This is a genomic window from Nonomuraea sp. NPDC049141 (assembly GCF_040648415.1).
GTDB lineage: Bacteria > Actinomycetota > Actinomycetes > Streptosporangiales > Streptosporangiaceae > Nonomuraea.
In genome coordinates, this window is sequence record NZ_JBEZDR010000005.1 from 376,900 (window position 1) to 403,275 (window position 26,376).

24 protein-coding genes are annotated in these 26,376 nt (G+C 70.5%); 13 read left to right on the top strand and 11 right to left on the bottom strand.

Features of this window, described 5'->3' with window-relative positions:
• Positions 1–5: 5 nt before the first annotated feature.
• From AB0B91_RS17840 to AB0B91_RS17850, 3 genes are read right to left on the bottom strand one after another with little or no spacing between them, the layout of a single operon-like run.
• Positions 6–839 (bottom strand): carbohydrate ABC transporter permease, encoded by an 834-nt coding sequence (locus AB0B91_RS17840; protein ID WP_358320200.1) that lies wholly within the window; start codon positions 837–839, stop codon positions 6–8.
• A complete protein-coding gene (locus AB0B91_RS17845; protein ID WP_358320203.1) occupies positions 836–1,756 on the bottom strand; it encodes a sugar ABC transporter permease in 921 nt (306 codons plus the stop codon). The genes AB0B91_RS17840 and AB0B91_RS17845 overlap by 4 nt, the downstream gene beginning before the upstream one ends.
• Complete coding sequence (locus AB0B91_RS17850; protein WP_358320206.1) at positions 1,756–3,087, bottom strand: extracellular solute-binding protein; 1,332 nt, start codon at positions 3,085–3,087, stop codon at positions 1,756–1,758. The genes AB0B91_RS17845 and AB0B91_RS17850 overlap by 1 nt, the downstream gene beginning before the upstream one ends.
• A gap of 118 nt (positions 3,088–3,205) precedes the next feature.
• Between AB0B91_RS17850 and AB0B91_RS17855 the strand changes: the two genes are divergently transcribed.
• Complete coding sequence (locus AB0B91_RS17855; protein ID WP_358320209.1) at positions 3,206–4,696, top strand: alpha-N-arabinofuranosidase; 1,491 nt, start codon at positions 3,206–3,208, stop codon at positions 4,694–4,696.
• Here AB0B91_RS17855 and AB0B91_RS17860 read toward each other — a convergent pair whose 3' ends face one another.
• Together AB0B91_RS17860 and AB0B91_RS17865 are read right to left on the bottom strand one after the other, a co-directional pair.
• Complete coding sequence (locus AB0B91_RS17860; protein ID WP_358320211.1) at positions 4,697–5,728, bottom strand: LacI family DNA-binding transcriptional regulator; 1,032 nt, start codon at positions 5,726–5,728, stop codon at positions 4,697–4,699.
• Between the two features lie 129 nt (positions 5,729–5,857).
• Entirely contained in the window at positions 5,858–7,516 is a 1,659-nt protein-coding gene (locus AB0B91_RS17865; protein ID WP_358320214.1) for an endo-1,4-beta-xylanase, read from the bottom strand.
• A 344-nt stretch (positions 7,517–7,860) separates the two neighbouring features.
• Between AB0B91_RS17865 and AB0B91_RS17870 the strand changes: the two genes are divergently transcribed.
• The 6 genes from AB0B91_RS17870 (at position 7,861) to AB0B91_RS17895 (ending at position 14,689) form a co-directional block, all read left to right on the top strand.
• Entirely contained in the window at positions 7,861–8,805 is a 945-nt protein-coding gene (locus tag AB0B91_RS17870) for an alcohol dehydrogenase catalytic domain-containing protein (protein WP_358320217.1), read from the top strand.
• 6 nt (positions 8,806–8,811) lie between these two features.
• Complete coding sequence (gene melA / locus AB0B91_RS17875; RefSeq protein WP_358320219.1) at positions 8,812–10,104, top strand: alpha-galactosidase; 1,293 nt, start codon at positions 8,812–8,814, stop codon at positions 10,102–10,104.
• Between the two features lie 13 nt (positions 10,105–10,117).
• A complete protein-coding gene (locus tag AB0B91_RS17880; protein ID WP_358320222.1) occupies positions 10,118–11,176 on the top strand; it encodes an amidohydrolase family protein in 1,059 nt (352 codons plus the stop codon).
• 102 nt (positions 11,177–11,278) lie between these two features.
• Positions 11,279–12,778, top strand: coding sequence for a sugar ABC transporter ATP-binding protein (locus AB0B91_RS17885; protein WP_358320225.1), 1,500 nt, complete (start codon positions 11,279–11,281; stop codon positions 12,776–12,778).
• The gene (locus AB0B91_RS17890; RefSeq protein ID WP_358320228.1) at positions 12,768–13,718 is read left to right on the top strand and encodes an ABC transporter permease; all 951 of its coding nucleotides are present in this window, start codon (positions 12,768–12,770) and stop codon (positions 13,716–13,718) included. The genes AB0B91_RS17885 and AB0B91_RS17890 overlap by 11 nt, the downstream gene beginning before the upstream one ends.
• A 14-nt stretch (positions 13,719–13,732) precedes the next feature.
• The gene (locus tag AB0B91_RS17895) at positions 13,733–14,689 is read left to right on the top strand and encodes a substrate-binding domain-containing protein (protein WP_358320230.1); all 957 of its coding nucleotides are present in this window, start codon (positions 13,733–13,735) and stop codon (positions 14,687–14,689) included.
• 8 nt (positions 14,690–14,697) lie between these two features.
• Here AB0B91_RS17895 and AB0B91_RS17900 read toward each other — a convergent pair whose 3' ends face one another.
• Both AB0B91_RS17900 and AB0B91_RS17905 read right to left on the bottom strand, forming a co-directional pair.
• Positions 14,698–15,882, bottom strand: coding sequence for a hypothetical protein (locus AB0B91_RS17900; protein ID WP_358320233.1), 1,185 nt, complete (start codon positions 15,880–15,882; stop codon positions 14,698–14,700).
• Positions 15,879–16,388, bottom strand: a complete 510-nt coding sequence (locus tag AB0B91_RS17905) for a SigE family RNA polymerase sigma factor (RefSeq protein ID WP_358320235.1) — start codon at positions 16,386–16,388, stop codon at positions 15,879–15,881. Before AB0B91_RS17905 ends, AB0B91_RS17900 begins: the two co-directional genes overlap by 4 nt.
• Positions 16,389–16,581: 193 nt before the next feature.
• Between AB0B91_RS17905 and AB0B91_RS17910 the strand changes: the two genes are divergently transcribed.
• Entirely contained in the window at positions 16,582–17,601 is a 1,020-nt protein-coding gene (locus tag AB0B91_RS17910) for a LacI family DNA-binding transcriptional regulator (RefSeq protein WP_358320237.1), read from the top strand.
• An 18-nt stretch (positions 17,602–17,619) separates the two neighbouring features.
• Here the strand turns inward: AB0B91_RS17910 and AB0B91_RS17915 are convergent, their stop codons facing one another.
• Both AB0B91_RS17915 and AB0B91_RS17920 read right to left on the bottom strand, forming a co-directional pair.
• Entirely contained in the window at positions 17,620–18,051 is a 432-nt protein-coding gene (locus AB0B91_RS17915; RefSeq protein WP_358320239.1) for a nuclear transport factor 2 family protein, read from the bottom strand.
• A 41-nt stretch (positions 18,052–18,092) separates the two neighbouring features.
• Positions 18,093–18,485 carry a hypothetical protein gene (locus tag AB0B91_RS17920; RefSeq protein ID WP_358320242.1) on the bottom strand — a complete coding sequence of 131 codons (393 nt, stop codon included), beginning with the start codon at positions 18,483–18,485 and terminating at the stop codon, positions 18,093–18,095.
• A 98-nt stretch (positions 18,486–18,583) separates the two neighbouring features.
• Here AB0B91_RS17920 and AB0B91_RS17925 point away from each other — a divergent pair, with 98 nt between their 5' ends.
• Together AB0B91_RS17925 and AB0B91_RS17930 are read left to right on the top strand one after the other, a co-directional pair.
• Positions 18,584–19,546 (top strand): helix-turn-helix domain-containing protein, encoded by a 963-nt coding sequence (locus AB0B91_RS17925; protein WP_358320245.1) that lies wholly within the window; start codon positions 18,584–18,586, stop codon positions 19,544–19,546.
• A 124-nt stretch (positions 19,547–19,670) separates the two neighbouring features.
• Entirely contained in the window at positions 19,671–19,940 is a 270-nt protein-coding gene (locus tag AB0B91_RS17930) for a hypothetical protein (RefSeq protein WP_358320249.1), read from the top strand.
• Between the two features lie 27 nt (positions 19,941–19,967).
• Here AB0B91_RS17930 and AB0B91_RS17935 read toward each other — a convergent pair whose 3' ends face one another.
• Positions 19,968–20,996, bottom strand: a complete 1,029-nt coding sequence (locus tag AB0B91_RS17935) for a LacI family DNA-binding transcriptional regulator (RefSeq protein WP_358320252.1) — start codon at positions 20,994–20,996, stop codon at positions 19,968–19,970.
• A 210-nt stretch (positions 20,997–21,206) separates the two neighbouring features.
• Between AB0B91_RS17935 and AB0B91_RS17940 the strand changes: the two genes are divergently transcribed.
• Positions 21,207–21,932 (top strand): ThuA domain-containing protein, encoded by a 726-nt coding sequence (locus tag AB0B91_RS17940; protein ID WP_358320255.1) that lies wholly within the window; start codon positions 21,207–21,209, stop codon positions 21,930–21,932.
• 7 nt (positions 21,933–21,939) lie between these two features.
• The gene (locus AB0B91_RS17945; protein WP_358320258.1) at positions 21,940–22,980 is read left to right on the top strand and encodes a Gfo/Idh/MocA family oxidoreductase; all 1,041 of its coding nucleotides are present in this window, start codon (positions 21,940–21,942) and stop codon (positions 22,978–22,980) included.
• Between the two features lie 4 nt (positions 22,981–22,984).
• Here the strand turns inward: AB0B91_RS17945 and AB0B91_RS17950 are convergent, their stop codons facing one another.
• Entirely contained in the window at positions 22,985–24,676 is a 1,692-nt protein-coding gene (locus AB0B91_RS17950; RefSeq protein WP_358320261.1) for an IucA/IucC family protein, read from the bottom strand.
• 54 nt (positions 24,677–24,730) lie between these two features.
• Between AB0B91_RS17950 and AB0B91_RS17955 the strand changes: the two genes are divergently transcribed.
• Complete coding sequence (locus AB0B91_RS17955; protein WP_358320263.1) at positions 24,731–26,350, top strand: IucA/IucC family protein; 1,620 nt, start codon at positions 24,731–24,733, stop codon at positions 26,348–26,350.
• Positions 26,351–26,376 lie beyond the last annotated feature (26 nt).

Below are 26,376 nucleotides of genomic sequence, written 5' to 3' on the forward strand. Positions count from 1 at the left end.
TGATGTCACTGACCGGCGAGGCCGGTATGGGCGACTCCCCGGATGATCTGGCGCTGGAAGAGGACGAAGACGACCAGCAGCGGCAGCCCGGCGAGCACGACACTGGCCATGATCTGGGCGTACCGGAGACCGAACGTGCCCTGCACCACGTTGGCCAGGCCGACCGGGAGTGTCATCGTGTTGGGGTCCGTGGAGACCAGGAACGGCCAGAGGAAGTTGTTCCACGTCGTGATGAAGGTGAAGATCGACACGGCCGCGAGCACCGGGCGCGACAGCGGCAGGACGATCGTGAAGAACACGCGCCAGCGCCCGGCCCCGTCCACGAAGGCCGCCTGCTCCAGCTCCAGCGGCACGTCCTGGAAGAACTTGTAGAGGATGTACACGATCAGCGGCGCCGCGACCTGCGGCAGGATGATCGCCCACCAGGTGTCGACCAGCCCGAACGACACCATCTCGGCGAACAGCGGCGCGATGAGCACCTGCGGCGGCACCATGATCCCGGCCAGGATGACCGCCAGCAGCACCCGCTGGCCGCGGAACTGCGTGCGCGCGAAGCCGTACGCGGCCATCGCCGAGAACAGCACGGTCATGAAGGTGACGACGACCGCGGTGACCGTCGAGTTGATCGCCCACTTGACGATGCCGCCGGTCGCCAGCACCAGCCGGTAGGCGTCCAGGGTGAGCTCGCTGCCGAACCACTGGAGCGGGAGCTTGGTGGTCTCGGACTCGGGCTTCAGCGAGGTGGCGACGGCCCAGGCGATGGGGGCGATCCAGACGATGGCGAGCGCCGCCGCGATCACCAGCAGGATGATCTGGGAGGGGCTGAACCGCTTGGTCATGACAGGGCCTCCTCGCGCTTGCGGAGCAGCCGGAGCTGCCCCAGCGACACGATGACGATCAGGACGAAGAGGATGTAGGTGATGGCCGACGCATAGCCGATGCGGTAGCCGGAGAAGCCGACCTCGTAGGCGTACTCGATGATCGGCCGGGTGGCCTCCTCGGGGCCGCCGTTCGTCATCAGGTAGATCTGGTCGAAGACCTTCAGCGACGCCAGGAGCTGCAGCACCACGATGAGCCCGGTCGTCCGGCCGAGCAGCGGCAGCGTGATCGAGCGCAGCTTGGTCCAGGCCGTCGCCCCGTCGATCGCGGCGGCGTCGTACAGGTGCTGGGGGATCGACTGCAGGGCGGCGAGGTAGAGCAGGAAGTTGAAGCCGACCGTCCACCAGACGGTGGTCAGCACCATCGACCACATCGCCACGTCCGGGTCGCCCAGCCACAGGACATGGGTGCCCAGCGTGCCGTTGAGCAGGCCGTAGTCGGGCGGGTAGATCATCTGCAGCCAGAGCACCGCGATGACGGCCGACGGCAGCAGGAACGGCCCGAAGAACGACAGCCGCCACAGCCACTGCAGGAAGCGCAGGTTGTGCACCAGCAGGGCGAATCCCAGGCCGAGCAGCACCAGCGGGATGGTGCTCAGCACGGTGAACACCAACGTGTTCCACAGCGAGTGCCACATCCTGGGGTCGCTGAACGCCTCGGCGTAGTTGGCGAACCCGACGAGCTCGTTGTTGCCGCCCGCGATGTTGACGCTCGACAGGCTCATGCGGAAGCCGAGCACGGTCGGCCACACCAGGAAGACGACGTAGATCAGCAGGAAGGGCGCGACGAACAGCAGCCCGTGCTGGGTCCAGCGGCGCCGTACGTGAATCTGGGAGACGGGAGCGGTGGCGACGGGGGCGGCGACGGTGGCGGCCATCATCCCTCCTTGACGGGGAAGGGGTTGGGGGCTGACATGAGCCGGCGCAGCGCCTGCTTGGCCGTCTCCAGACCCTGTTCGGGCGTCTTCGACCCGCTGATGACCGGCGAGAACGCGCCGCCGAACTCGATCCACAACCGCGACGCGGACCCGGCGAACCACACCTTCGGATCCAGGGCGACCTCGGTGATCACCGAGCGGTACTCCGACTGCGGCTGCAGCGCGAGGTAGGAGGGCTCCTCCAGCGCGGGCAGGTAGGCGGGCACGTGCCCGGCCACCGCCCAGTCGGCACTGTGCTTGACCAGGTAGGCGATGAACCGGTAGGTGGCCGCCTCGGTCTCCGGATCCCGGCTGCGCTGGTGCGGCAGCACGAACGAGTGGCAGTCGGCCTGGGCCGCGCCGCTGCCGAAGACGCTGGGGAAGCGGGCCATGCTGAACGGCGTCTTGCGTTCCTTCAGTCCGGTGGTCTCCCAGTCGCCGTTCCACAGGAAGGCCGCCTCGCCGTTGGTGAAGGCGGCCACGGACGCGCCGTAGTCGGTGCGCGAGCTGCACAGCCCTTCCTTGCCGAGCAGCTGCATGAACCGCAGCGCGTCGAGCGCCTTGGCGTCGTCGAGGGTGATCCGGGCGCCGTCGTCCGACACCAGCGTGCCGCCGCTCTGCGCGTACAGGGACTCCCACACCCGCCACGGGCCCACGGTGCCGAGGCCGAGCGCGTCGAAGACCAGCGGCGGCTTGCCGCCGAGCGTGTCCTTGGCCGTGCGCAGCATGGTCAGCAGCTCGTCGGTCCCGGTGGTCGGCTTCAGCTTGCCGTCGGCGCCGAGCAGGCCGGCCTTTCGGGAGATGTCGGTGTTGTAGTACTGGACCATGGGGTGCGCGTCGAACGGCACGGCGTACAGCTCGCCGTCGATGTGGGCGCGTTCCCAGATGGGCGGGCTGAAGTCGGCGGCCCGCAGGCCGTTCTTGGCGAGCAGGTCGACGTTGATCGGGTCGAGTATCCGGCCGGCGCCGATCCCGGACAGGCGGGCCAGGTGGAAGGTGGCCAGGTCGGGCGAGCGCCCGCCCGCTCCAGCCATCGCGATCTTCGTGTAGTACGGCTCGCCCCACGCGAGCACGTTCTCCTCGACGAAGACGTCGGGATTGGCCTTGGCGAACGCGCCGACCATCCGGTTCATGATGATGCCGTCACTGGCGCCGAGGAAGTGCCAGTAACGGACCCGGCGCTGGGCCGAGCCCAGGCCGATGGGGATCGCGCAGCCGGCCGCGCCGGCACCGAGAAGAGCGAGGGCGCCGCCGAGGAGATGTCGGCGGGAGACGGATGAGGGACCTTCCATGAGCAGCCTCTTTTCGGGTTACCCGAGTGTTTGCGGTAACACCGGAGCTGTCAAGAGCCCTTGACCCGGGCTATGGGAGCGCTAACAATTTAGGAATCACTTTCGAGGAGTCTGCACAGTGCACGAAGCGCATCTCACCATCGACCCCGCCTTCCGCGTGGCCCCGGTACGCCGCCGTACCTTCGGCACGTTCGTGGAGCATCTGGGCCGTTGCGTCTACACCGGCATCTACGAGCCGGGCCACCCGACCGCCGACGCGGACGGCTTCCGTCGAGACGTCCTCGACCTGACCCGCGAGCTGGGCGTGTCCACGGTCCGCTATCCGGGCGGCAACTTCGTCTCCGGCTACCGCTGGGAGGACGGCATCGGGCCGGTCGCCGAGCGGCCCCGCCGGCTGGACCTGGCCTGGCACAGCACCGAGACCAACGAGGTCGGGGTGGATGAGTTCGTCCGCTGGTGCCGCAAGGCCGGGGTGGAGCCGATGATGGCGCTCAACCTCGGCACCCGTGGCATCGCCGAGGCCCTGGACCTGCTCGAATACTGCAACCACCCGTCCGGCACCACGCTGTCGGACCTGCGCATCGCCAACGGCGCCAAGGAGCCGCACGGCATCCGGATGTGGTGCCTGGGCAACGAGATGGACGGCACGTGGCAGACCGGCCACAAGACCGCCCGCGAGTACGGCCGGCTGGCCGCCGAGACCGCCCGCGCCATGCGCACGATGGACGGCGAGCTGGAGCTGGTCGCCTGCGGCAGCTCGGGCTCGTCGATGCCGACCTTCGGCGCGTGGGAGGCCACGGTGCTGGAGGAGACCTATGACGTGGTCGACTATGTCTCCTGCCATGCCTACTACGAGGAGAAGGACGGCGATCTCGCCAGCTTCCTGGCCTCCTCGACCGACATGGAGTACTTCATCTCCTCGGTCGTGGCCACCGCCGACCACGTCGGGGCCCGGCTGAAGTCGCGCAAGAAGATCAACCTCTCGTTCGACGAGTGGAACGTCTGGTACCTGTCCCGCTTCCAGGCCGCCGAGCCGCCGCGCGACTGGCCGGTCGCGCCGCCGCTGCTGGAGGACCACTACCACCTGGCGGACGCGGTGGCATTCGGCGGCCTGCTGATCACCCTCCTGCGCAACAGCGATCGGGTGACCTCCGCCTCGCTGGCCCAGCTCGTCAACGTGATCGCGCCGATCATGACCTCGCCCGGCGGGTCCGCGTGGAAGCAGACCACCTTCCACCCCTTCGCGCAGGCGTCCCGGTACGCCGCCGGCGACGTGCTCCGCGTCGAGGCGACCTCTCCGAGCCACGACACCAAGGAGTATGGAGAGGTGCCGCTGCTGCACGCGGTCGCCACGCACTCCGGCGACGAGACCGTGATCTTCGCCGTCAACCGCTCGACCGACCAGCCGCTGTCGCTGGAGATCGACGCGCGGTCGCTGGGCGGTCGCCGCATCGTCGAGGCCACGACGCTGTCGGGCCCCGACGTCTACGCCCGCAACACGGCCGAGGCGCCGGACACCGTCGCCCCCCGGCCGAACCCGGACGTCCAGCACGATCCGCTCCGCGTGCTGCTGCCTCCTGTCTCATGGAACGTGATCCGCCTCGGCTGATCACCGTGTACGGCTGGCGCCCGTGCTCTCCCTGACCACGAGCTCGGGCTCCACCAGCCGCTGGGTCTCCTTCTCCGCGCCCGCCATCCGGTCGAGGAGCAGGTGGAAGGCGCTCCTGCCGACCTCGCGGAAGTCCTGCCGGACCGTGGTCAGCGGGGGCCAGTAGTAGGCGGCCTCCGGAATGTCGTCGAAGCCGATCACGCTCACCTCCTCCGGCACCCGGCGCCCGGCCTCGCGCATCGCGCGCAGGACGCCCAGCGCCATCTGGTCGTTGCCCACGAAGACGGCCGTGACCGACGGGTCGGCGGCCAGCCGCCGGCCGTGCTGGTAGCCCGAGCGGGGACTCCAGTCACCGCGTAACAGCTCGGGCACCGGCCGGCCCTCGGCTTCCAGCACTCCCCGCCAGCCCTCGATCCGGCCGCTGGCGTCGATCCAGTCGACCGGCCCGCTCACGTGCCAGACCGTCTCGTGGCCGAGGCTCAGCAGGTGGCGGGTCGCCCGCGCGGCGCCCGCCCGCTGGTCGACCATGACCACCGGCACCGGGACGTCCTTGCCCGCGTCGACGGCCACCACCGGCAGATCGGGCGGCAGGTAACGCAGGCCGTCGACCGCCGACTCGTGGGGCGCGACGATGACCACGCCGTCGACGGACTGGGTCCGGAGGCGGTGCACGCCCTCCTCGATCGACTTGCGGTTGAGCAGGCTCAAGCTGGCGATGCTCACGGTGTAGCCGGCCAGCCGGGCCGCCTGCTCGATGCAGTAGAGGGTGGAGGCCGGGCCGTACAGGGTGGTGTCGATGCTGACCACGCCGAGCACGCCCGAACGGCCCGTGACCAGCTGGCGAGCAGCCGAGTTGGGCCAGTAGTCGAGCTCACGCACGGCGGCCAGCACGCGCTCCCGGGTCTCGGCGCGGACCCGGTCGGGCGCGTTGAGCACCCGCGAGACCGTCATCGCCGAGACGCCCGCCAGCGCGGCCACGTCGCCGAGCACGGCGGGCCTGGTGCGCGCCTTGCCGTCCGATCCCCCAGCCATCCGGATCACCACCTCCGCGATAACGCTAACAGGCAGGTCGCCGAGGTGTGGATCACTGACCGGAGTCTGGACGGTGCGAACGGGGGCGCGGCACCGAAGGGGCCGCTCCCCCGTCACTGATCGAGGCGGTCAAGGGGACGCGCAGGTGTAGCCGGACGGTGTCGCGGTGTCGCCTGACGGGCGGCTGACCTGGAAGCCGAAGGTGGTGCCGGCGGCCGGGGCGAGGGTGCCGTTGTAGCCCAGGTTCTTCGCGGTGATGGTCTGGCCGCTGCTGGTCAGCGTGGCGTTCCAGGACCCGCTCAGGGTGTGGCCGGCGGGCAGGATGAAGGTGACCGTCCAGCCGTTGATCGTCGAGGAGCCGGTGTTGGTGACGGTCACCGGCTGGACCACGTAGCCGCCGGCCCACTGGGTCTGCACGGTGCCGGTCGCCGTGCACGGCCCGCTGCCGCCCCCTCCGGTGGTGGTGGTGAAGGTGGCCAGGGCGGAGTTGCCGGACAGGTTGCCCGCGCCGTCGCGCGCTCGTACGTACACCTGGTACTGGGTGGCGGCGCTCAGCCCGGTCAGCGTGATGGAGGCGGTGGTGCTCTGCCCGAGCTGTGGATCGGTTGTGCCCTGCTCGCGGTAGACGTTGTAGCCGGCCAGGCCGCTGCCGCCGGAGTCGGTGGACGCTGTCCAGGTCAGGGTGGCGGAGTTGGCGGTGACGTTCGACGCGGCCGGGGTGCCGGGCGTGGTCGGCGGCGTGGTGTCGGTGCTCGTGCCGCCCGCCAGCGCGTCGTGCACGGCGGTGTACGCGGGCTTCTGCTGGTAGGAGGCATCGTAGATCAGCGCGGCGCCCTGGCCGGAGAAGGTGTCGGGCACCCAGGAGTACTTGTCGGTGAAGCCCCAGATCGTGATCCCGGCGCAGGCGGTGACGGCGAGGCAGGCGTTGACCACGTCGCGGTAGTAGGTGGCCTGCGTGGCGTCCTTGGTGGCGTCGCGGGGCATGATCATCCGGACGTCCAGCTCGGTGACCCTGACCTGGACGCCGAGGTCGGCGAAGCGCTGCATGTTCTGCTGGACCTGGCTCGGGAAGCCGTACTGGATCGCGAGGTGGCCCTGGAAGCCCACGCAGTCGACCGGCACGCCCTGCTGGCGCAGCGACGAAACCAGGTTGTACATCGCGGTGCTCTTGGCGTTGATCCCCTCGACGTTGTAGTCGTTGATGCACAGCCGGGCGTTGGAGTCGGCGGCGCGGGCCGCGCGGAAGGCGTCGGCGATGTAGCTCTGGCCGAGCGTGTTGTACCAGAACGAGGTGCGCATGTTGCCGTTGTCGTCGAAGACCTCGTTCACCACGTCCCAGGAGGTCACGGTCGCGTTGTTCGCGTAGTGGCCGACGACCTGGCTGATGTGGTTCTGCATGGCCGAGCGCATCGCGGTCGCGCCGAGGCTCTGCACCCAGCCGGGCGTCTGGCTGTGCCAGACGAGCGTGTGCCCATGGACCTGCTGGTTGTTCTGGGTGGCGAAGGTGACGATCTGGTCGGCGCCGGAGAAGTTGAACTGGCCCTGGCTCGGCTCGGTCGAGTCCCATTTCATCGCGTTCTCCGCGGTGACCTGGCTGAACTCGGTGGCCGCTATGGTGCGGTACTGGCTCTCGTTCGCCAGCGGGGTGGTGGCCAGCGCGGCGCCGATGAACTTGCCGCGACTGGCGGCGTGCACGCGCAGCGGCGCCGACGCGTCCGCCGGGGTGGTCGGCAGCAGGAACACGACGAGCAGCGCCGCCACCGCGGTGAGAGATCTGAAGACAAACACAGGCGCCCAACCTCCGATCCCGAAAGTTTCGATCCATCGGGACGCTATGGAGCAGCAGCTTCAGGGTCAAGACCCGCTCCAGCTCGGGGTCGTTTCAGCAGCTTGACGCTTGAAAGTATCGGCATATCGGTGAAAGTTTCACGATTCTGCTTTGTGGTGAGATGTTCCATTGTTCGGAATAGCCCAAAACAGGCGAAAAGCCACTCTCGGCTCCGCCAACCTCTTGACATCCCCTTCCCAGCAATGATCTGCTATCGCTGATTCGGAATGACATTCCGTAATACGGAATGCGATCAAGACAGGAGCTCTATGAGACGCCAGCATTCGACCATCGGCAGGCTCGCGTGAAGGCCCTGGTGTTCACCGGTCCGGGCGTGGTGGAGCTGCGCGAGGCGCCCGAGCCCGAGGTCGGCGCCGGCGAGGTGCTCGTCCATGTGACCGCCTCCGGCATCTGCGGCAGCGAACTGCACGGTGTCAAGAGACCCGGCTTCCGGACACCGCCGCTGATCATGGGGCACGAGTTCACCGGCCACACGGACGACGGGCGACCCGTCGTCGTCAACCCGATCCTGTCCTGCGGCGCCTGCGACCTGTGCGCCCAGGGACAACCCAACATCTGCCGGAACCGGCAGATCATCGGCATCCACCGGCCCGGCGGCTACGCCGAGCGCGTCGCCGTCCCCGCCGCCGCGGTCATCCCGCTGCCCGGCGGCATCGACCCCACCGCGGCCGCCATCATCGAACCGCTGGCCAACGCGGTGCACGCCTGGCGCCTGGCCGGCCATCCCGCCGGCGCCCGCGTCGCCATCATCGGCGCCGGCGCCATCGGACTCACCTGCCTGCACACCGCCCACACCGGCAAGGCCGCGTCCATCCACGTCGCCGACCGCTCACCCGAGCGGCTGGCCGCCGCCGCCCGGCTCGGCGCCACCACCACCGGCACCGAACTGACCGGCGAATACGACGTCATCTTCGACGCCGTCGGCGCGCCGGCCACCCGCGAGCAGTCCGTGGCCCACCTACGGCCCGGCGGGGTGACGGTGTGGCTGGGCCTGGCCGACCCCGCCGCCGCCTTCGACGCCGCCGACCTCGTACGCACCGAGAAACGCGTCCTCGGCTCCTTCGCCTACACGGGCACCGACTTCGCCGCCGCCATCGACCTGGTCAGCGGATGGGACCTGACCTGGGTCGACAGCTACCCCCTCGACGAAGGCGCCGACATTTTCACCCAGCTCATGCATGGGCAGGCCCTTCCCATAAAAGCCCTGCTCACCCCGGAATCGAGGTAGAAACCCATGGCCCGCATCGTCCTGGTCGGCGCCGGCAGCATCACGTTCGCCAAGAATCTCCTGTCCGACCTCCTGACCTTCCCCGAGCTGTCCGCCTCCACGATCGTGCTGCACGACATCGACGAGGTCCGGCTGGCCACCGCCGAGGCCATGGCCACCTGGATGGTCGGTGAGCTGGGCATCGGCGCGAAGATCGAGGCGCACGCCGACCGCCGGGCCGCGCTCGACGGCGCCGACTACGTGATCAACGAGATCGCCGTCGGCGGCCTGGCCGCCGTCCAGCGTGACTTCGCGATCCCCGCCCGGTACGGCGTACGGCAGACCATCGCCGACACCCTCGGCATCGGCGGCATCTTCCGTGCCCTGCGTACGATCCCGGTCATGGTCGGCATCGGCAACGACCTGGCCGAACTGGCGCCGGACGCCACCCTGTTCAACTACACGAACCCGATGTCGATGATCCCGTGGGCGGTCTACGCGGGCACGCCGTTCCGCAACGTGGTGGGCGTCTGCCACGCGGCGCGCGACACCCAGCGGACGCTGGCGGGCATGGTCGGGGTGCCGGAGGAGGAGATCTCGTTCGTCACGGCGGGGGTGAACCACCAGGCGTTCGTGCTGCGCTTCGAGCGCGGCGGGGAGAACCTGTACCAGCGGCTCGACGCGCTGATCGAGAGCGATCCCGAGCTGGCCCGCCGCGTCCGCGTGGAGGTGTACCGAAATTTCGGTTATTTCCCGACTGAGTCGAGCGAGCATGGATCCGAGTACCTGCCCTGGTTCCTGCCCCACGAGGAAGAGGTCGAGCGCTACCGCATTCCGGTCGACATCTACCTGGAGTGGCTGGCGGAGGGCTTCGACGAGTACGAGTCGTACAAACGCTCGCTGGCGGCCGGGACCGGCGTCCCGATCGAGCGCGGCGAGGAGCTGGCGTCGCTGGCCATCCACTCCATGGAGACCGGCACCGGCAGGATGATCCACGGTAACGTGCGCAACGGCGGCCTGATCTCCAACCTGCCGCAGGAGGCCTGCGTGGAGGTGCCGTGCTACGTCGACCGCGCCGGCGTGCAGCCGATGCGGATCGGCGAGCTGCCCGCCCAGGTCGCCGCGCTCAACCGGACGATGCTGAACGTCAGCGAGCTGACCGTGAAGGCGGCGCTGGAAGGCCGGCGCGACCACGTCTACCAGGCCGCGCTGCTCGACCCGAACACCGCCGCCACACTGCCGGTCCGCAAGGTCCGCGAGCTGGTGGACGAGCTGATCGCGGCCCACGGCGACCTGCTGCCCGCCGGCATCCGCGACTGATCGAGGAGCAGCCATGTGCCCTGCCGACCCGCCGCTGTCCCGATACCGGCCAGTGTCCCAACTGCGGGTCGCGGTCCATCAGGTCGACCGCGCCGCCGTGCCCGCCGTGGACGCCCACATCCACCTGGGCCGGTGGCTCAGCGACGACGGGGGCTGGATGGTCAAGGACGTCCCGGCGCTGATCGACCTGATGGACGAGCTCAACCTGCGTGGCATGGTCAACCTCGACGGCCGCTGGGGCGCCGAACTGGCCGAGAACATCGAGCGCTACGACGCGGCCCACCCCGGCAGGTTCGCCACCTTCTGCCACGTCGACTGGGCACAGACCGCCGAACCGGGCTTCGGCGAGCGGCTGGCCGCGCAGCTACGCCGCTCGGTGGCCGAGGGCGCGGCGGGGCTGAAGGTCTGGAAGGACGTCGGCCTGCGGGTCCGCGACGACCGCGGCGAGCTGGTGATGCTCGACGACCCGCGGCTGGACCCGCTATGGGCGGCCGCCGGCGAGGCGGGCATCCCCATCGCGCTGCACACCGCCGACCCGGTGGCCTTCTTCGAGCCCGCCGACGAGCGCAACGAGCGGCTCGAACTGCTGACCGCCCGCCCGGACTGGAACTTCTCGGGGCCGGAGTTCCCGCCGTTCGAGCGGCTGATGGACGCGATGGAGGCGATGATCGCCAAACATCCCGCCACCACGGTCATCGGCGTGCACGCGGGCTGCTGGCCGGAGAACCTGGCCTTCGCGAGCCGGCTGCTCGACACGTACCCGAACTTCCACATCGACATCGCCGCCCGCATCGCCGAGCTGGGCCGCCAGCCCAGGGCGACGCGGGCGCTGATGCTGCGCCACCCGAGCCGGGTGCTGTTCGGCACCGACGAGATCCCGCCGGGCCGGGAGGTCTACCGGACCCACTTCCGGTTCATGGAGACCGACGACGAGGCGTTCGCCCACTCGCCGGACGACCCGCCGCTGATGGGGCGCTGGACGATCTCCGGTCTCGACCTGCCGCGTGATGTGCTGGAGCAGGTCTACACGGGAAACGCACTCAGGCTCGTACCGAGGCTGGCGCGGGACTGACCACCGGGGCGGTTTACCCCAGACTGGTACTTTCCTGGTAAAGCCCTGCCGTTCTACCTGCGCTTTTGGTTGTTCATCGGCGCGACGGACGGACACCATCTGATGGTGGAGCTTCTCAGGGCCGAGGGCCTGCGTAAACGCTTCCCGGGCGTGCTCGCGCTCGATGGCGTCGACCTGACCGTGCGCTCCGGTGAGGTACACGTCCTGCTGGGGGAGAACGGCGCCGGCAAGAGCACGCTGATCAAGATGCTCTCCGGCGCCTACCACCCTGACGAGGGCCGCGTGCTGCTCGACGGGCACCCTGTGAACATCCGCACCGCCGGCGACGCCCAACGGCTCGGCATCGCCACCATCTACCAGGAGTTCAACCTGGTGCCCGAGCTCAGCGTGGCCGAGAACCTGTCGCTGGGCCGGCCGCCGCGCAGGTTCGGCTTCGTCGACACCAAGAAAATGCACGAGCAGGCCACGGAGCTGCTGGCGCGCGTGGGCGTGGACGTCGATCCGCGTACGCCCGTCGGCCTGCTGGGCATCGCGCGCAGGCAGATGGTGGAGATCGCCAAGGCGCTCGCCCTCCAGGCCCGCGTCCTGATCATGGACGAGCCGACGGCGGTGCTCACCACCGGCGAGGTCGAGAAGCTGTTCTCGATCGTCCGCCGGCTCCGCGAGGAGGGCGTGGCGATCATCTTCATCACCCACCACCTCGAAGAGATCGCGGCGATCGGCGACCGTGTGACCGTGCTGCGCGACGGCCGGTCCGTCGCCGAGGTGCCCGCCGACACCCCGCAGGACGAGCTGGTCCGCCTCATGGTGGGCCGCCCGATCGACCAGCATTTCCCGCGCGAGCGCGGTCAGGCGGGCGAGCCGCTGCTCAAGGTCACCAAGCTCGGCCGCAAGGGTGTGTTCGAGGACATCTCCTTCGAGGTACGGGCCGGCGAGGTGGTCGGGCTGGCCGGGCTGGTGGGCGCCGGCCGTACCGAGGTCGCCAGGGCGATCTTCGGCGCCGACCGGTACGACACCGGCGAGGTCACCGTGCGCGGCCGGCGCCCGGCGCCGGGGGACGTGCACGCGGCCATGGAGGCCGGCCTCGGACTGGTCCCCGAGGACCGCAAGGGCCAAGGGCTGGTCCTGGGCGCGGACATCGCCGAGAACCTCGGGCTGGTCACCCTGCGCGAGGCCACCCACGCCGGGTTCGTCGACCGGAAGGGCCAGCTCCGGGACGCCGCGAAGGTCGCGGAACAGCTCGGCATCCGGATGACCGGCCTGGGCCAGGAGGTTCGCACGCTCTCCGGCGGCAACCAGCAGAAGGTCGTCATCGGCAAGTGGCTGGAGGCCGACGCGGGGGTGCTGATCCTCGACGAGCCGACCCGCGGCATCGACGTGGGCGCGAAGGTCGAGATCTACCAGCTGATCAACGAGCTCACGGCGTCGGGGCGCGCGGTGCTCATGATCTCCAGCGATCTGCCCGAGGTGCTCGGGATGAGCGACCGGATCCTGATCATGGCGCGCGGCCGGCTGGTAGGCGAGCTGTCCGCGGTCGAGGCCACGCAGGACGGCGTGATGGCACTGGCGGTCACCGAGGTGGAGGGTCCGCGTGCCAAGTAACGTGTTCCTCCGGCGATCCTGGCTGGCCGAGAACGGCGCGCTGGCGGCGCTCGTCGTGCTGGTCGTGGCGCTGTCGCTGCTGTCGTCCGACTTCCTGAGCGTGACGAACCTGCTCAACGTGGGCGTCCAGGCGGCCGTCACCGCGATCCTCGCCTTCGGCTCGACGTTCGTCATCGTCACCGGCGGCATCGACCTGTCGGTCGGCTCCGTCGCCGCGCTCTCCGCGATCGCCCTGGCGTGGACGGCCAGCGTCGCGCACCTGCCCTGGCCGCTGGCCACCGTGGTCTCGCTGGCGGTCGGCGTCGCGTGCGGCCTGGTCAACGCGGTGCTCATCGCGTACGGCAAGCTGCCGCCGTTCATCGCCACGCTGGCCATGCTCGGCATCGCCCGCGGCCTGGCCCTCGTCATCTCCCAGGGCAGCCCCATCGCGATGCCGGACGCCGTCACCCACCTGGGCGACACGATCGGCACCTACCTGCCGGTCCCCGTCATCGTGATGCTGGTCATGGGCGTCATCGCGGCCGTGATCCTCAACCGGACCTACGCGGGGCGCGCGATGTACGCCATCGGCGGCAACGAGGAGGCCGCCCGGCTGTCGGGTATCAAGGTCAGCCGGCAGCTGCTCATCACGTACGCGCTGTCCGGCGGGTTCGCCACGGTCGCCGGCATCGTGCTGGCCAGCCGCCTGGCCTCGGCCCAGCCGCAGGCCGCGGCCGGCTACGAACTGGACGCCATCGCGGCCGTGGTCATCGGCGGCGCCAGCCTGTCCGGCGGCAAGGGCCGGGCGCTCGGCACGTTCGTCGGCGCGCTCATCCTGGCCGTGCTGCGCAACGGCCTGAACCTGCTCTCCGTCTCGGCGTTCTGGCAGCAGGTCGTGATCGGCGTGGTCATCGCGCTCGCGGTCCTCGTCGACACACTGCGGCGCAGGGGAATGTCATAGGAAAGGGATAGATCATGCGGATTCCCGCAATCGTCATAGCCGGCGCCGCTCTCGCACTCGGCCTCACCGCCTGCGGCTCGTCCGGCCAGCCAGGCTCCACCAGCTCCGCCGCCCCGTCGGCGGCGGCCAACATCAAGATCGGCATGTCGGTGTCGACGCTGAACAATCCGTACTTCGTCCAGCTCCGTGACGGCGCGCAGGCCGAGGCCCAGAAGCTCGGCGCCACGCTCACCGTCACCGACGCCCAGAACGACGCCTCCCAGCAGGTGAACCAGGTCCAGAACTTCGCCAGCCAGGCCATGAAGGTGATCATCCTGAACCCGGTCGACTCCGACGCGGCGGCGCCCGCGGTCAAGGCGGCGCAGCGGTCCAACATCCCGGTCATCGCGGCTGACCGCGGCGTCAACGGGGCCGAGGTGACGCAGACCGTGGCCTCCGACAACGTGACGGGCGGCAAGCTGGGGGCTGAGGAACTGGCCAAGCAACTCGGCGAGAAGGGCCAGGTCGTCGTGCTGCAGGGCGTGGCCGGCACGTCCGCCGCGCGCGACCGCGGTCAGGGCTTCACCGAGGGGATCAAGGCGTTCCCGAACATCCAGGTCGTGGCCCAGCAGCCGGCCGACTTCGACCGGGCCAAGGGCCTCGACGTCATGACGAACCTGCTCCAGTCACACCCCGGCATCAACGGCGTGTTCGCCGAGAACGACGAGATGGCCCTGGGCGCGATCAAGGCCCTGGGCGCCAAGGCCGGCAAGGAGGTCAAGATCGTCGGCTTCGACGGCACCCCTGACGGCCTGAAGGCGGTCCAGGCGGGCACGCTGAACGCCACCGTCGCCCAGCAGCCCGCGATGATCGGCCAGCAGGCGGTGGCCGCCGCGGTCAGGGCCGCCAAGGGTGAGGAGATCGACAAGACCGTGGCCGTGCCGGTGAAGGTCGCGACCAAGGAGAACGTCGAGGATTTCACGACGTCCTGATCGTCACGTCAGTTCCTGGGTGTGAGGACCCAGTTCCATTCCTCGTTGCCCCTGTCACGGGTGGCGGTGAGCTGAGTCATCCGCGAGCCGTCGACGCTGACCAGCACAAGGCCGTTGTCGAACTCGTTCCCGCACTTCCCCGCGCAGCCGAGCGCGACCACGTTGTCGTCGTCGGCCCAGGCAAGGAGCCGGAGCACCTTCTGCCTGCCGACGACCACCCCGAACCGGTTGGTGATGCTGGTCGGCAGGCCGTCGCCGCCGAGAAGCAGCTTGCCGTCGGGCGAGACCTTCGACCTGCCCGTGTAGTCGACGTACTGATCACCGGTGGGCGCCTCACGCCGCTTACCGTCGAGATCGAGCCACAGCCGGTCCGGCATGGTGTCGGTGGGCTCCCAGAGCATCGACCCGTCCAGGCTCCAGCCGAGATCCTGACGTGCGTTGATGTTGCTCGGCGACGCGTCGTCGCTTATCGGCGCGAGCGCGTGGTAGTGGGCTTCACCCGTGGCGACGTCGATGATGTAGTAGCCGGTCCGCGGGCTGGCGCGCAGATGTCCGCCCCCGATCCCCAGCTTCTCCTGCTCGTCCGGATACGCGGAATAGGCCGTGGCCAGGATCTTGGTGCCGTCAGGCGACCAGACGACCGACCCGACGGCGTGCTCCAGGCTGATCCAGGCCAGGACCTGCCGGGTGTTCATGTCGAGGATGCCCACCCGCTTGCCGATCAGGTCGCCCTCGACCACCGCGGCGAGCTGGAGTCCCGGCGCCACGTCGGCCCAGGCCCACGAGGTCTGCTCGTAGCCTCCGGTGCGCGGATCGTAGAGCGACCAGGTCCGGCGGAATCGCTCCCACTTGTCGGGCAGCTCCTCGACCTTGGTGGTCCAGTACGCGGAGACGGCGACGTTCCCGGCCGCAACCAGCTTCTTCGGGGGCGCGTTGTCGGGGTCGGCCTGCAACTCGGTCGAGGTCGCCGTCGGCCTGACCGGGACGCTCACCCCCGTCGCGGGCCGTACCGTTGTGTTCTCGCTGTGCAGCCCGGTGACGAACACCGCGACGGCCGCCGCCAGCCCGGCCGCCAGCACACTCGCGCCGATGGGCAGCCAGGCACGCCTCCGTAGCGCCCGGTCCGCCAGGTCGTGCGGGACCCGGGCCTCCGAGGCCCACTCCTCCAGGGTGTCGCGCAGCAGTCGGGTCATGTGGCGGCCTCCAGTTCCATGGCCAACTCGGGGGCGATCAGCCGGAGCCGGGCGAGCGATCGGTGCGTGGTGCTTCTGACCGTGCCGACCGAACAGCCGAGCTCGCGGGCGACCGCGTGGTCGGGCAGGTCCTCGAAGTAGCGAAGCACGAGCACCGCGCGCTGCTTCGCGGTGAGCTTGGCCAGCGCGCCGCGCAGCACCATGCGCAGCTCGCTCTGATGCGTGCGGTCCGCTCCCGGCAGGTCGGGCGGGGTCGCCTGGACCACCTCGCCGCGCCGACCGGCCGCGCGCCACCAGCTCACCTGCTGGCGGTACATGATCTGCCTGGCGTACGCCTCGGGCGCGTCGACCCGCTGCCATTTCACCGCCAGCTTCGCCAGCGCGCTCTGCACCAGATCCTCGGCCCCGTGCTGGTCACCACCGGTGAGCAGGAAGCCGAGCCGCATCAGGGCGGGAGAGCGCGCAGAGACGAACTCGCGGAAGCCTTGCTCGTCCACGGCGTCCACGACCACCTCCAAGGGGTTGATATCACCCCTCAGACGCCATGCGGCCTGTCCCGCTATGCCTCCGCCGGACGACAACTTTTCCTGAACCGGATAAGTCGTTCTGACCGCAGCTCCGACCCTGGGAAATCGCTGCCGGTCATACGGTGTGCGTGTCCTAGAGTGTGGGCAGATAACCGGTTCACAAGGAGGCCTCGTGAAGCGACCGACGATCGCCGACATCGCCAGCCGTGCGGGAGTCTCCAAAGTGGCCGTCTCCTACGCGCTCAACGGGCAGCCGGGGGTGTCGGAGGCGACTCGCGCGCGGATCGTCGCCATCGCCGAGGAGATCGGCTGGCAGCCCAACAGCGCCGCCCGCGCGCTGAACGGCGCCAGGGCCCACACCGTGGGGCTCGCACTGTGCCGTCCCGCGCGCTTCCTGGGCGTCGAGCCGTTCTTCATGGAGCTCATCAGCGGCATCGAGAGCGTGCTGGCGGACCGCTCGTACGCCCTGATGCTCCAGGTCGTCACCGACCACCAGCAGGAGATAGAGGTGTACCGGCGCTGGTGGGGCGAGCGTCGCACGGACGGCGCCTTCCTCGTCGACCTGCGTTACTCCGATGCCCGGGTGCCCGCCATGGAGCAACTGGGTCTGCCGGTCGTGGTGATCGGCCACCCCGCCGCGTCGGGCTCGCTGCCCGCGGTCTGGTCCGACGACGGCGAGGCGATCCGCGAGACCATCGCCTATCTCATCGCGCTCGGGCACCGCCGCATCGCCCGGGTCGCCGGACTGTCCAAGCTGGTCCACACGGCGGTGCGCGACCAGGCGTTCGCGGAGTCGTGCGCGGGCGCGGCCGAACACGTGACCGTGCACACCGACTACACCGGCGAGGAGGGCGCCAGGGCGACCAGGCGGCTGCTCAGCTCGGCGGACCGGCCCACCGCGATCGTCTACGACAACGACATCATGGCGGTGGCGGGCCTGTCCGTCGCCCAGGAGATGCGGCTCGACGTGCCGCGCGACCTGTCGATCGTCGCCTGGGACGACTCCCCGCTGTCCCAGGTCGTCCGCCCGCCGCTCACCGCGCTCACCCGGGACATCCCGGCGTACGGCGCGCACGCCGCCCAGCGACTGCTGGCCCTGATCGAGGGCGAGACCGTGCCCCCGTTCGAGGACCAGGCGGCCAGGCTGACCCCCCGCGGCAGCACCGGCGCCATGCTGATCAACACGCGTTGAGCGACCGCCGGGGCCGTTTCAGCGGATGGTGCGCCAGGACTGCTCCTCCACGAGCTCGCGGCTCCGCCAGCCGTCGGCGGTGCGCACCATCCGGTGGTGGTACCAGCCGCCGCCCTGGATCAGCCCCTTGCTGTCCGCGGAGACCAGCTCGCGCGAGGGGGCGAGGGTGTCGGCGAACGCCGCGCTCACCCGGGCCTCGCCGGACTCGAAGACGATCCTGGTGGCGCCGATCAGGTGCAGCCGGCCTGGCCAGCCGGACAGGACGTCGGCGAGCCAGGTCTTGATCTCGGCCCGCGTGCCGCGGATGCCGCCCGCCGTGGTGTAGTCGATCACCGCGTCAGGGGTGAACACCTCGTCGAGCAGGTCCCAGTCGCCCGAGTCGACGGCGCGGGCGTACCGGGCCAGCACGTCGGCGATCTGGAGGCGGTCGGCGATCTCGCGGTCGTCCATACCGTGATCAAACCAAACGCTTGCTCAAAACGCCAGCCGGTTCAGTGGGCGTGGGCGTGGGTGTACTCGTCGCGCCGCCGCAGCATCGCCAGCAGCATGAGCGGGAACATCGCCACGTGCGCGGCCATCATCAGCCCCATCCCGTCGATGACCCCCATCCACAGCAGCGGGAACAGCGGCACGACCGGGACGAACATGGCGGCGCACATCTCCAGCGTGGCGGCCCAGCCGTGCCCTCGGAAGCGCATCCAGGCGGCCATGCCGACGGACATGTCGAAGGCCATGAGCAGGTAGGCGAGCTCGGGATCCCGCTCGTACGACGGACTGATCCCGACGGCGTCCAGCAGGAAGCCGAGCGCGAACATCCCGACGAACATCGCGATGACCATTTCCACGTAGTGCCCGGCGAAGCGGCCCCATGATCTCTGCGTCATGTGGCAACTGTGCCGTTCCTCCGCCTCCACCGGCAAAGGAGGGAAATCAGTAGGTCTGGAATCTTGGGATGCCGGTCCGTCCGACGTAGGGTCTGGCCATGACCGTACGGCGGATGGTCGTCATCGGCTATGAGGCGGCGTCGCTGCTCGACATCGCCTGCGTCACCAGCACCCTGGAGACGGCGAACGACCACGCCGGCCTCCCCCTCTACGAAGTCCGGCTGGCCACGCCCGGCGGCCACCCCATCACCTGCGGCACCGGCCTGATCGTGCAGGGCCAGGAGGTCCTCGAACGCGTCACCGGACCCCTCGACACGATCGTCGTCACCGGCGGCATCGGCCACCTGGACGCGGCGGAGAACCGGCTGATCCTGGCGCACGTCCGCCGCCTCGCGCGCGAGAGCCGCCGCGTCTCGTCGGTGTGCACGGGAGCCGGCGTCCTGGCCGCGGCGGGCCTCCTGGACGGCCGGCGCGTGACCACGCACTGGGAGTGGGCGTACGACCTGTCCAAGAGGTACCCCGCGGTCACGTTCGATCCCGGCCCCATCTTCATCCGCGACGGGAACGTCCGCACGGCGGCCGGCGTCACCAGCGCCCTCGACCTCATGCTGGCCTTCATCGAGGAGGACAGCGGCGCCGAGCTCGCCAGGAAGGTCGCCCGCAGCCTGGTGACCTATCTGCAACGGCCCGGCAACCAGGCGCAGATGAGCATCTTCACCGTCGCGCCGCCGTACACCGACAGCCTGGTCAGGCAGGTGGCCGACTATGTCACCGGCCATCTGGACGCCGACCTGGCCACCGCCACGCTCGCGGCCGGCGCCGGCGTGAGCGAGCGGCACCTGACCCGGCTGTTCCTCAAGAACCTGGGGCAGACCCCCGGCCGGTACGTCCGGCAGGCCCGCACGGAGGCGGCCGCCCACCTGCTGGCCTCGACCTCCCTGCCCATGGCCGGTGTGGCCGCCCGCTGCGGCTTCGGCACGGCCGAGACACTGCGGCAGGCGTTCGTCGACCGCTACGGGATCCCGCCGTCGCGTTATCGGCTGACGCAGCGATCGGCGTGACCATTCGCCAGTCGGCGGAGTTACCTGGATCCACTCCTTGAAATCGCCACGAAGTTATGTCCGGCGGGCTTCGAATACAGGACGAATCACCGGGTAAACGCTCGGTGAAGACAAGGAGTGCGCGGTGACTGCGACGCACGAGATGGTCATGGTCGGGGTCTCCGACTCAGGGACCGAAGAATGGTTGTGCCCGGAATGCGGCAGGCGAACGCTGATGCGCTGGCAGCCCGACTACGAGAAGGTCGTCCTCGACGTCGGCGATGAGCTCGCCACCCACTTCGGCGGCAGGGGCGGCGCCCACATGCCTACCGGGAAGGTCAACCCGGAGGTCCAGGAGCGCGACGTCGAGTGGCTGCGTCGCCACGGCATCGACTGGTATGGGCAACCCTCCTGACCCCCGCGCGGAAGCGGTCGCCCGGCCTCAGCGGGCCGGCGGCGGCGCGGTGGACTGCCGCCGGACCAGCTCGACGGCGATCTGCGTGTCCCTGCTCGTCATGCCGGGCCGCCGGACGCGCTGCGCGAGGTGCCAGACCGCCTGCGCGCCCAGGAGTTCCTTGTCGGCCGCGATCGTGGTGAGCGGCGGCGCGGCGCGCGCGGCCATGGCCACGTCGTCGTACCCGACCACGCTGATGTCGTGCGGCACCCGGAGGCCGCGGTCGCGCATCGCGTCGAGCGCGCCCAGCGCCGACTCGTCGTTGGCGCAGAACACCGCCGTCGGCGGCACCGGTAACGCGAGCAGGGCGGCCATCTGCTCGTAACCCGTCTCGAAGCTGAAGTCGCCGCGCCGGATGTAGGCGGGGTCCGGACGCAGGCCGTGCTCGGCGAGTGCCCGGCGGTAGCCGGCCAGCCGCCGGGCCGCGGGGACGATCCGGTCGTCCGCGGTGATGACGGCGGGCGGCGGGCCGGTGTGCCCGAGCTCCAGCAGGTGGCGGGTGGCGAGGTAGCCGCCGGTCTCGTCGTCGTGGCGTACGTGGTCGACGGGCAGCTCCTCGACGGCGTGTTCGAGCAGCACGCAGGGGACGCCCGCATCGAGGATCCGGCGCAGGTATGCGCGGTCGGGCGCGAGGCTCAGCATCAGCAGCCCGCCGACCTGGCCGCGCTCGACGCAGAGCGGCAGCCGGTCAGCGTCCGGCTGGACCACCTCGTACGTCATGGACATCCCGAGCTCCGCGCACGCCTGCTGGGCGCCGAACAGGACGGGGCCGTAGTAGGGGTTGGCCGGCGAGAACATGTCGGTCGCCCAGGACACGAACCCGATCATGCCGCTCTCCGCGGCGGCCCGGCGCGCCCGCGGCCGGTAGCCGAGCTCCTCGGCCGCCTGCCGTACCGCGGATCCGGTGTCCGGGGACACCCAGGACTTGCCGGAGAAGACAGCGGACGCCGTGCCGATGGACACCCCGGCGCGCTCGGCCACCTCCTTGAGGGTGGCGCGGCCCAGTTCCCGTCTCATCGCCCCTCAATGTAGAGCATTGACCACCGCCCCGGATCGACGTAATTTCACTGAAATAGTCTTCTATTTTCACTAAAAAGGCCACAAAGCGCAGCCGAAGGACTGGCCTACCTGACAGTGGCTTCAACGCCCGCGAGAGCGGCGAGAACCAGGTGCGACAGCGAGTCGACGACGTCAGAGGGCCACACGGCCCCTCGGGGAGGCAAGCGGATGCCGGTCAAGGTCACGGTCTGGAGCGAGAACTACCACGAGCCACGCGAGGAGGACGTACGCCTGCGCTACCCGGACGGCATTCACGGCGCGATCGCCGCCGGCCTGACCGAGCGGCTCGGCGACCGCGTACGGGTGCGCACCGCGATCCTGGAGGACCCCGAGCACGGGCTGTCGGAGAAGGACCTCGCCGAGACCGACGTGCTCACCTGGTGGGGGCACATGGCCCACGAGGAGGTGTCCGACGAGGTAGTGGAGCGGGTGCATCAGCGCGTGCTCGGCGGGATGGGCCTGCTGGTGCTGCACTCGGGCCACTACTCGAAGATCTTCCGCAAGCTGATGGGCACCACCTGCTCGCTCACCTGGCGCGACGCGGCCGAGCGCGAACTGGTCTGGACGGTCACCCCCGGCCACCCCATCGCCGAGGGCGTGCCGCGCCCGCTGGTCATCGGCGAGCAGGAGACGTACGGCGAGCCGTTCGGCATCCCCGAGCCCGACGAGCTGGTCTTCATCAGCAATTTCAGCGGCGGCGAGGTGTTCCGCAGCGGCTGCTGCTACCGCCGTGGCCTGGGCCGGATCTTCTACTTCAGCCCCGGCGACCAGGGGCACCCGGTCTACCACCACCCTGACGTACGGCGCGTGCTGGCCAACGCGGTGCTGTGGGCCGCACCCCCGTCCGGCGTCGGCGACCCCCTGCGGAACGCGCACACCCCCATCACCTGGTAGGAGCCGCATGACCTTCATCACTCTCGACGAGGACCGTCCGCTGCGGGCCGTGGTGGTCGGCGCCGGGTTCATCGGCGGCCAGTGGGCGCCGGAGCTGCTGGCCCATCCCGGTACCGAACTGGTGGGCTGGGTGGACGTGGCCGAGGAGCGCGCCCGCGCCGCCGCCGCGACCCTCGGCCTGGACGGGCTGCCCGTCAGCGCCTCGCTCACCTCCGTACTCGACGGCGAGGAGCCCGACTTCATCGTCAACTGCACCGTCCCCGAGGCGCATCGCGAGGTGACCGTCACCGCCCTGGAGCGCGGGGTGTCGGTGCTCAGCGAGAAGCCGATGTCGATCACGCTGGACGAGGCGCGCACCATGGTGAGCGCGGCGGACCGGGCGCGGCGACTGTTCGCGGTCAACCAGAACCGCCGCTTCCTGCCGAACCTGGTGGCCTTCCGCCGGACGGTGGCCGAGCTCGGGCCGCTCGGGCTGCTGACCTCGGAGTTCTTCATGCCGTACGAGGGGCCTCCGTTCCTGTCCGCGCTGGAGCATCCCCTGTTACAGGACATGGCGATCCACCTGTTCGACGCGGCCCGCGCGGTGTCGGGGGCCGATCCGGTGAGCGCCTACTGCGAGTCGTTCCGGCCGCCGTGGACCTGGTATTCCGGCGCCTGCTCCGCCACGGCGATCTTCGAGATGACCGGCGGGCTGCGCTACACGTTCACGGGGAGCTGGTCCGCGCCCGGCCAGGCGACGTCCTGGACCGGAAGCTGGCGGGCCTCCGGAGCGCACGGCACGGCACGCTGGGACGGCGAGGGCCGGCCGACGGTGGAGACGGTCAAGGGGCACAAGGCACGCCGGCACCCGCCGGAGCCGGACCGATACCCGGGGCGGCGCCGGTTCAGCGGGCTGGCGGAGGGGCTGGAGGAGTTCCTGACCGGGCTGCGTACCGGGCAGGCTCCGCAGGGAGAGTGCCATGACAACATCCGAAGCCTGGCCATGGTGGCGGCGGCCCTGGAATCGGCCCGCACAGGAGCCCGGGTGCCGGTGGCGTTCGACGTGTGATGGGTCAGATTTGTGACAGCGGGTTGGGGAACCGGGCCCAGCGGTCGCCCGCGGGGCCGCCGTCGAGCTGCATCACCGTGTGCGCCTTGACGGGGAGCTCCGTGCCGAACAGCGCCGCCCGGTCGGCGCGGGTGTCGCCGGTGGCGGGCAGGTCGTCGAACACCTGGACGGCCGCCGCCGCCACCGCCGCCCACAGCCGCGCCTCCACCTCCCGGTCGCCCTGACCGAGGGCGGAGACGAGGCTGCTGAACGTGGTGCCGACGAGCGAGCCGAACAGCTTGGCGTGTAGTTCGCCCGGATCGTCGGTGATGAGCCGCGGGCTCAGCGGCGGCGGCGTCAGGCCGTTACGGCGCAGGCGCGCGGGGCTGACCCTGATGTCGGCCAGGTCCCGGTAGACCAGGCGTAGCGGGCGGCCGCGGCGGTCCAGGACGACCAGCAGGTTCTGCCCGTGCGCCTCCAGCGTCACGCCGTACGCCAGCAGCCGCAGCCCCGCCCCCCACGCCAGCCGCGCGAACTCCGCCAACCACCCCAGCCCGGCGGCACGCGGCGGTCGTGCACCCGGCTGACCGCCTGTCGGCAGGCCGCCGATCAGGGGCGGACCACCGTTCGGGGGCCGGACGATGAGGGCCGCCACCGGGACCACGGTCTCCCCCGCGCCCGCGTACTCCGACGGCGACTCGCGCAGCAGGACCGCCAGGTCGGCGCTCGGCTCGCCGTTCACCACCGCGCAGGCCGCGGCCAGGTTGCGGGTGATCCGCAGCCCTCCGTCCAGCCGCCGCGCCAGGTCCACCAGCATGGCCGAGAGCGGCGCGCTGTCCCATATCGAGCCCGGCGAGATGTCGCGCACGTTGGACGTCATCCGCGTGGAGAACGCCGTCTTGAGATGCGGCCCGCCGCCGACGGGCGCGAGCGTGCGTACGCAGATCAGCGGCCGGGCCGGGATCCCACCCGCCACGAGCGGCCGCAACCCGAGCTCGCGCAGCACATGCCTGCTCTGCCACGGGTGGGCGGGCAGCAGCAGCCGGTCGATGTCGCGCAGCCAGTCGGGCCACGATCCGACCACCACGCACCGCGACACCGGCACCGCTATCAGGTCCAGGTCGACCACGGGGCGGTGCTCGGGCATGTACGCCAACTGCTCCGCCACCGACACGCCGGGCCGGTTACGGCAGCACGGATGGTATGGATGCCCGTCCACCACACTCTGCTCGAACCACTCCAGCGACCGCTCATCCAGCCCCGTCCCCGCTCCCGTCCCCGCTCCCGTCCCCGCTCCCGTCCCTGCTCCGGCGCGGGCGAGGGCCAGTGAGGCGACGCTGCGCTCCAGGTCGGCGCCGAAGCGCGCCGCCCCGGGCAGGCCGAGCGCTGCCACCAGCTCGCCCGGCCGCGTGTACACCCGCCCGTCCAGCAGCATCGCCGCGTCCTCGCCCACCTCCAGGTCGTACGGCGACCGGCGAGGCCCGGTGAGCAGCCGCCCGTCGGACAACCGGATCCGCCCGAGCGCGGACTCCCGACCGACCAGCCCGGGCACCGGCTCGTACAGCAGCCCCCGCCAGAGCAGCCCGAGCACGGTGGATCGCGCCCCAGGCAGCGCCTCGGCGTAGGCGGCGGCCAGGCCGGGCCGGATTCGCGCGAGCTCTGCGGCAAATTCGGCTTCTGCCCGACCTTGAGGGGGATCCTCCAAATCAATACTCATAACGGGTAGTTACCCCGTGTATGGTCGCCGATACGAGTGGTGAGGGGGCCTGCGATGACACGCCATCCCGAGGGACCGGACGCGGCGCAGGCGACCCTACGGTCCGGCCCGGACGGCGACCGCGCCGACGCTCTCACGGTGACGGCTCTCCTCAACTGCCTCGTCCGCGAGGTGGCCAGGCCCGAAAGCGGCCAGGACGACGGCCACCGGCTCTACCGCTTGCCGACGACCGGCCACCTGCTGCGGGTACGCGCTGGACGCTACCCCGGGCACCCCGCCCTGTACACGGCCGGCGGCTGGCTCCCCCTGTCCCTGGACCCCCTGGTGGCACTGACCGCCGAGGAGCTGACCGCGTACACCGGTGTCTCCAACGGCACCCTCGCCGGCGAGATCCGCCACAGCAGGGACGTCGTCGCCACCCTGCTGTCCGCCCGGTTCCCGGCCGCCCGGACCTCGCCCATCGAGCTGTTCCTGCGGTCCGAGCAGGCCCTGGTCGCGGGGCACCGCTACCACCCGGCGCCCAAGGCCCGTGGCGGGCTCGGCCCGGACTCCTGGCTCCCCTACGCGCCCGAGGCCCGCGCCCGCTTCCCGCTGACCCTGCTCGGCGTGCCGCCCGAGGCCGTACTGCAGGAGGGCGACCCCACAGCGCTGGACGGGCTCGGCCCGCCGCCACCCGATGGCGGCCTCCTGCTGCCCGCCCACCCCTGGCAACTGGAGCTACTGGGCGGACCGCCCGCCCTGCGCGACGGGCGGCTGCGGTATCTGGGCGAGAGCATCGTGGCCGTGCCGACCTCGTCGCTGCGCACGGTGTACCTGCCGGACGCGGACCTGTTCTGCAAGTTCAGCCTCGACGTCCGGATCACCAACGACGTCCGCCGCCTGTGGTCCCACGACCTGCGCCGGCTGACCACGATCGACGGCCTGCTGCGCGCGATCTTCGACGACCTGCCCGCGCACCTGCCGAGACCGTCCGTGCTGTCCGACCGGGGTTACCGCACCGTGGACCTCGGCGACGGCGGCGAGGCGCTGGCGGTGATCGTACGCGACGGCCTGGGCGCGCACCTGCGGCCCGGCCTGACGGCACTGCTGGCGGCGGGGATCGGCGAAGGCTTCCCCGGCAACCCGCTCGACGGCCTCGACGAGGACCGCGCCCTCACCTGGTGGCAGCGCTACCTCGAGCACGTCGTACCACCGGTCCTGCACGCGTACCTGCGCCACGGCGTGGTCCTGGAGTGCCACCTGCAGAACGTGCTCATCGGCGTGGACGCCACCGGAACCCCGGCGCAGGCGATCTTCCGCGACCACGAGGGCGTCAAGCTGGTCACCGACCGGCACCCCGAAGTCCCGGGCGTCAGCGCCGCCTACGGCTGGGAGCGGCTGGTCTCCTGCCTGGTGACCAACAATCTGTGGGAGATCGCCGGGGCGATCGAGGAGCGCCACGTGGGCCTCGGCGGGGAGCTGTGGGCGCGGGCCAGAGACCTGCTGGCCGGCTACGCGGGAGACCATGTGCGGATCCGCGCCCTGCTGGCGGCCTCCCACGTGCCCGCCAAGGCCAACCTGCTGCTGCGCTGGCTCGGCGCCGACGGCGGCGAGATGCGCTGCGTGCCCGTCCCCAATCCGCTGCGACCAGTAGCGGGGCGGCACAGAAACCGTGACCATGGTCATCGCTACTAGTAACCAAATAGCTACTGTCAGTGACG

Bases quoted from the DNA above. Each gene is read 5' to 3' on its own strand.
- AB0B91_RS17850 (WP_358320206.1), bottom strand. From the start codon at position 3,087: ATGGAAGGTCCCTCATCCGTCTCCCGCCGACATCTCCTCGGCGGCGCC.
- AB0B91_RS17880 (WP_358320222.1), top strand. From the start codon at position 10,118: ATGTGCCCTGCCGACCCGCCGCTGTCCCGATACCGGCCAGTGTCCCAA.
- AB0B91_RS17955 (WP_358320263.1), top strand. From the start codon at position 24,731: ATGACACGCCATCCCGAGGGACCGGACGCGGCGCAGGCGACCCTACGG.
- AB0B91_RS17900 (WP_358320233.1), bottom strand. From the start codon at position 15,882: ATGACCCGACTGCTGCGCGACACCCTGGAGGAGTGGGCCTCGGAGGCC.
- AB0B91_RS17925 (WP_358320245.1), top strand. From the start codon at position 18,584: ATGACCGTACGGCGGATGGTCGTCATCGGCTATGAGGCGGCGTCGCTG.
- AB0B91_RS17895 (WP_358320230.1), top strand. From the start codon at position 13,733: ATGCGGATTCCCGCAATCGTCATAGCCGGCGCCGCTCTCGCACTCGGC.
- AB0B91_RS17840 (WP_358320200.1), bottom strand. From the start codon at position 839: ATGACCAAGCGGTTCAGCCCCTCCCAGATCATCCTGCTGGTGATCGCG.
- AB0B91_RS17915 (WP_358320239.1), bottom strand. From the start codon at position 18,051: ATGGACGACCGCGAGATCGCCGACCGCCTCCAGATCGCCGACGTGCTG.
- AB0B91_RS17860 (WP_358320211.1), bottom strand. From the start codon at position 5,728: ATGGCTGGGGGATCGGACGGCAAGGCGCGCACCAGGCCCGCCGTGCTC.
- AB0B91_RS17920 (WP_358320242.1), bottom strand. From the start codon at position 18,485: ATGACGCAGAGATCATGGGGCCGCTTCGCCGGGCACTACGTGGAAATG.
- AB0B91_RS17885 (WP_358320225.1), top strand. From the start codon at position 11,279: ATGGTGGAGCTTCTCAGGGCCGAGGGCCTGCGTAAACGCTTCCCGGGC.
- AB0B91_RS17845 (WP_358320203.1), bottom strand. From the start codon at position 1,756: ATGGCCGCCACCGTCGCCGCCCCCGTCGCCACCGCTCCCGTCTCCCAG.
- AB0B91_RS17935 (WP_358320252.1), bottom strand. From the start codon at position 20,996: ATGAGACGGGAACTGGGCCGCGCCACCCTCAAGGAGGTGGCCGAGCGC.
- AB0B91_RS17950 (WP_358320261.1), bottom strand. From the start codon at position 24,676: ATGAGTATTGATTTGGAGGATCCCCCTCAAGGTCGGGCAGAAGCCGAA.
- melA (WP_358320219.1), top strand. From the start codon at position 8,812: ATGGCCCGCATCGTCCTGGTCGGCGCCGGCAGCATCACGTTCGCCAAG.
- AB0B91_RS17945 (WP_358320258.1), top strand. From the start codon at position 21,940: ATGACCTTCATCACTCTCGACGAGGACCGTCCGCTGCGGGCCGTGGTG.
- AB0B91_RS17940 (WP_358320255.1), top strand. From the start codon at position 21,207: ATGCCGGTCAAGGTCACGGTCTGGAGCGAGAACTACCACGAGCCACGC.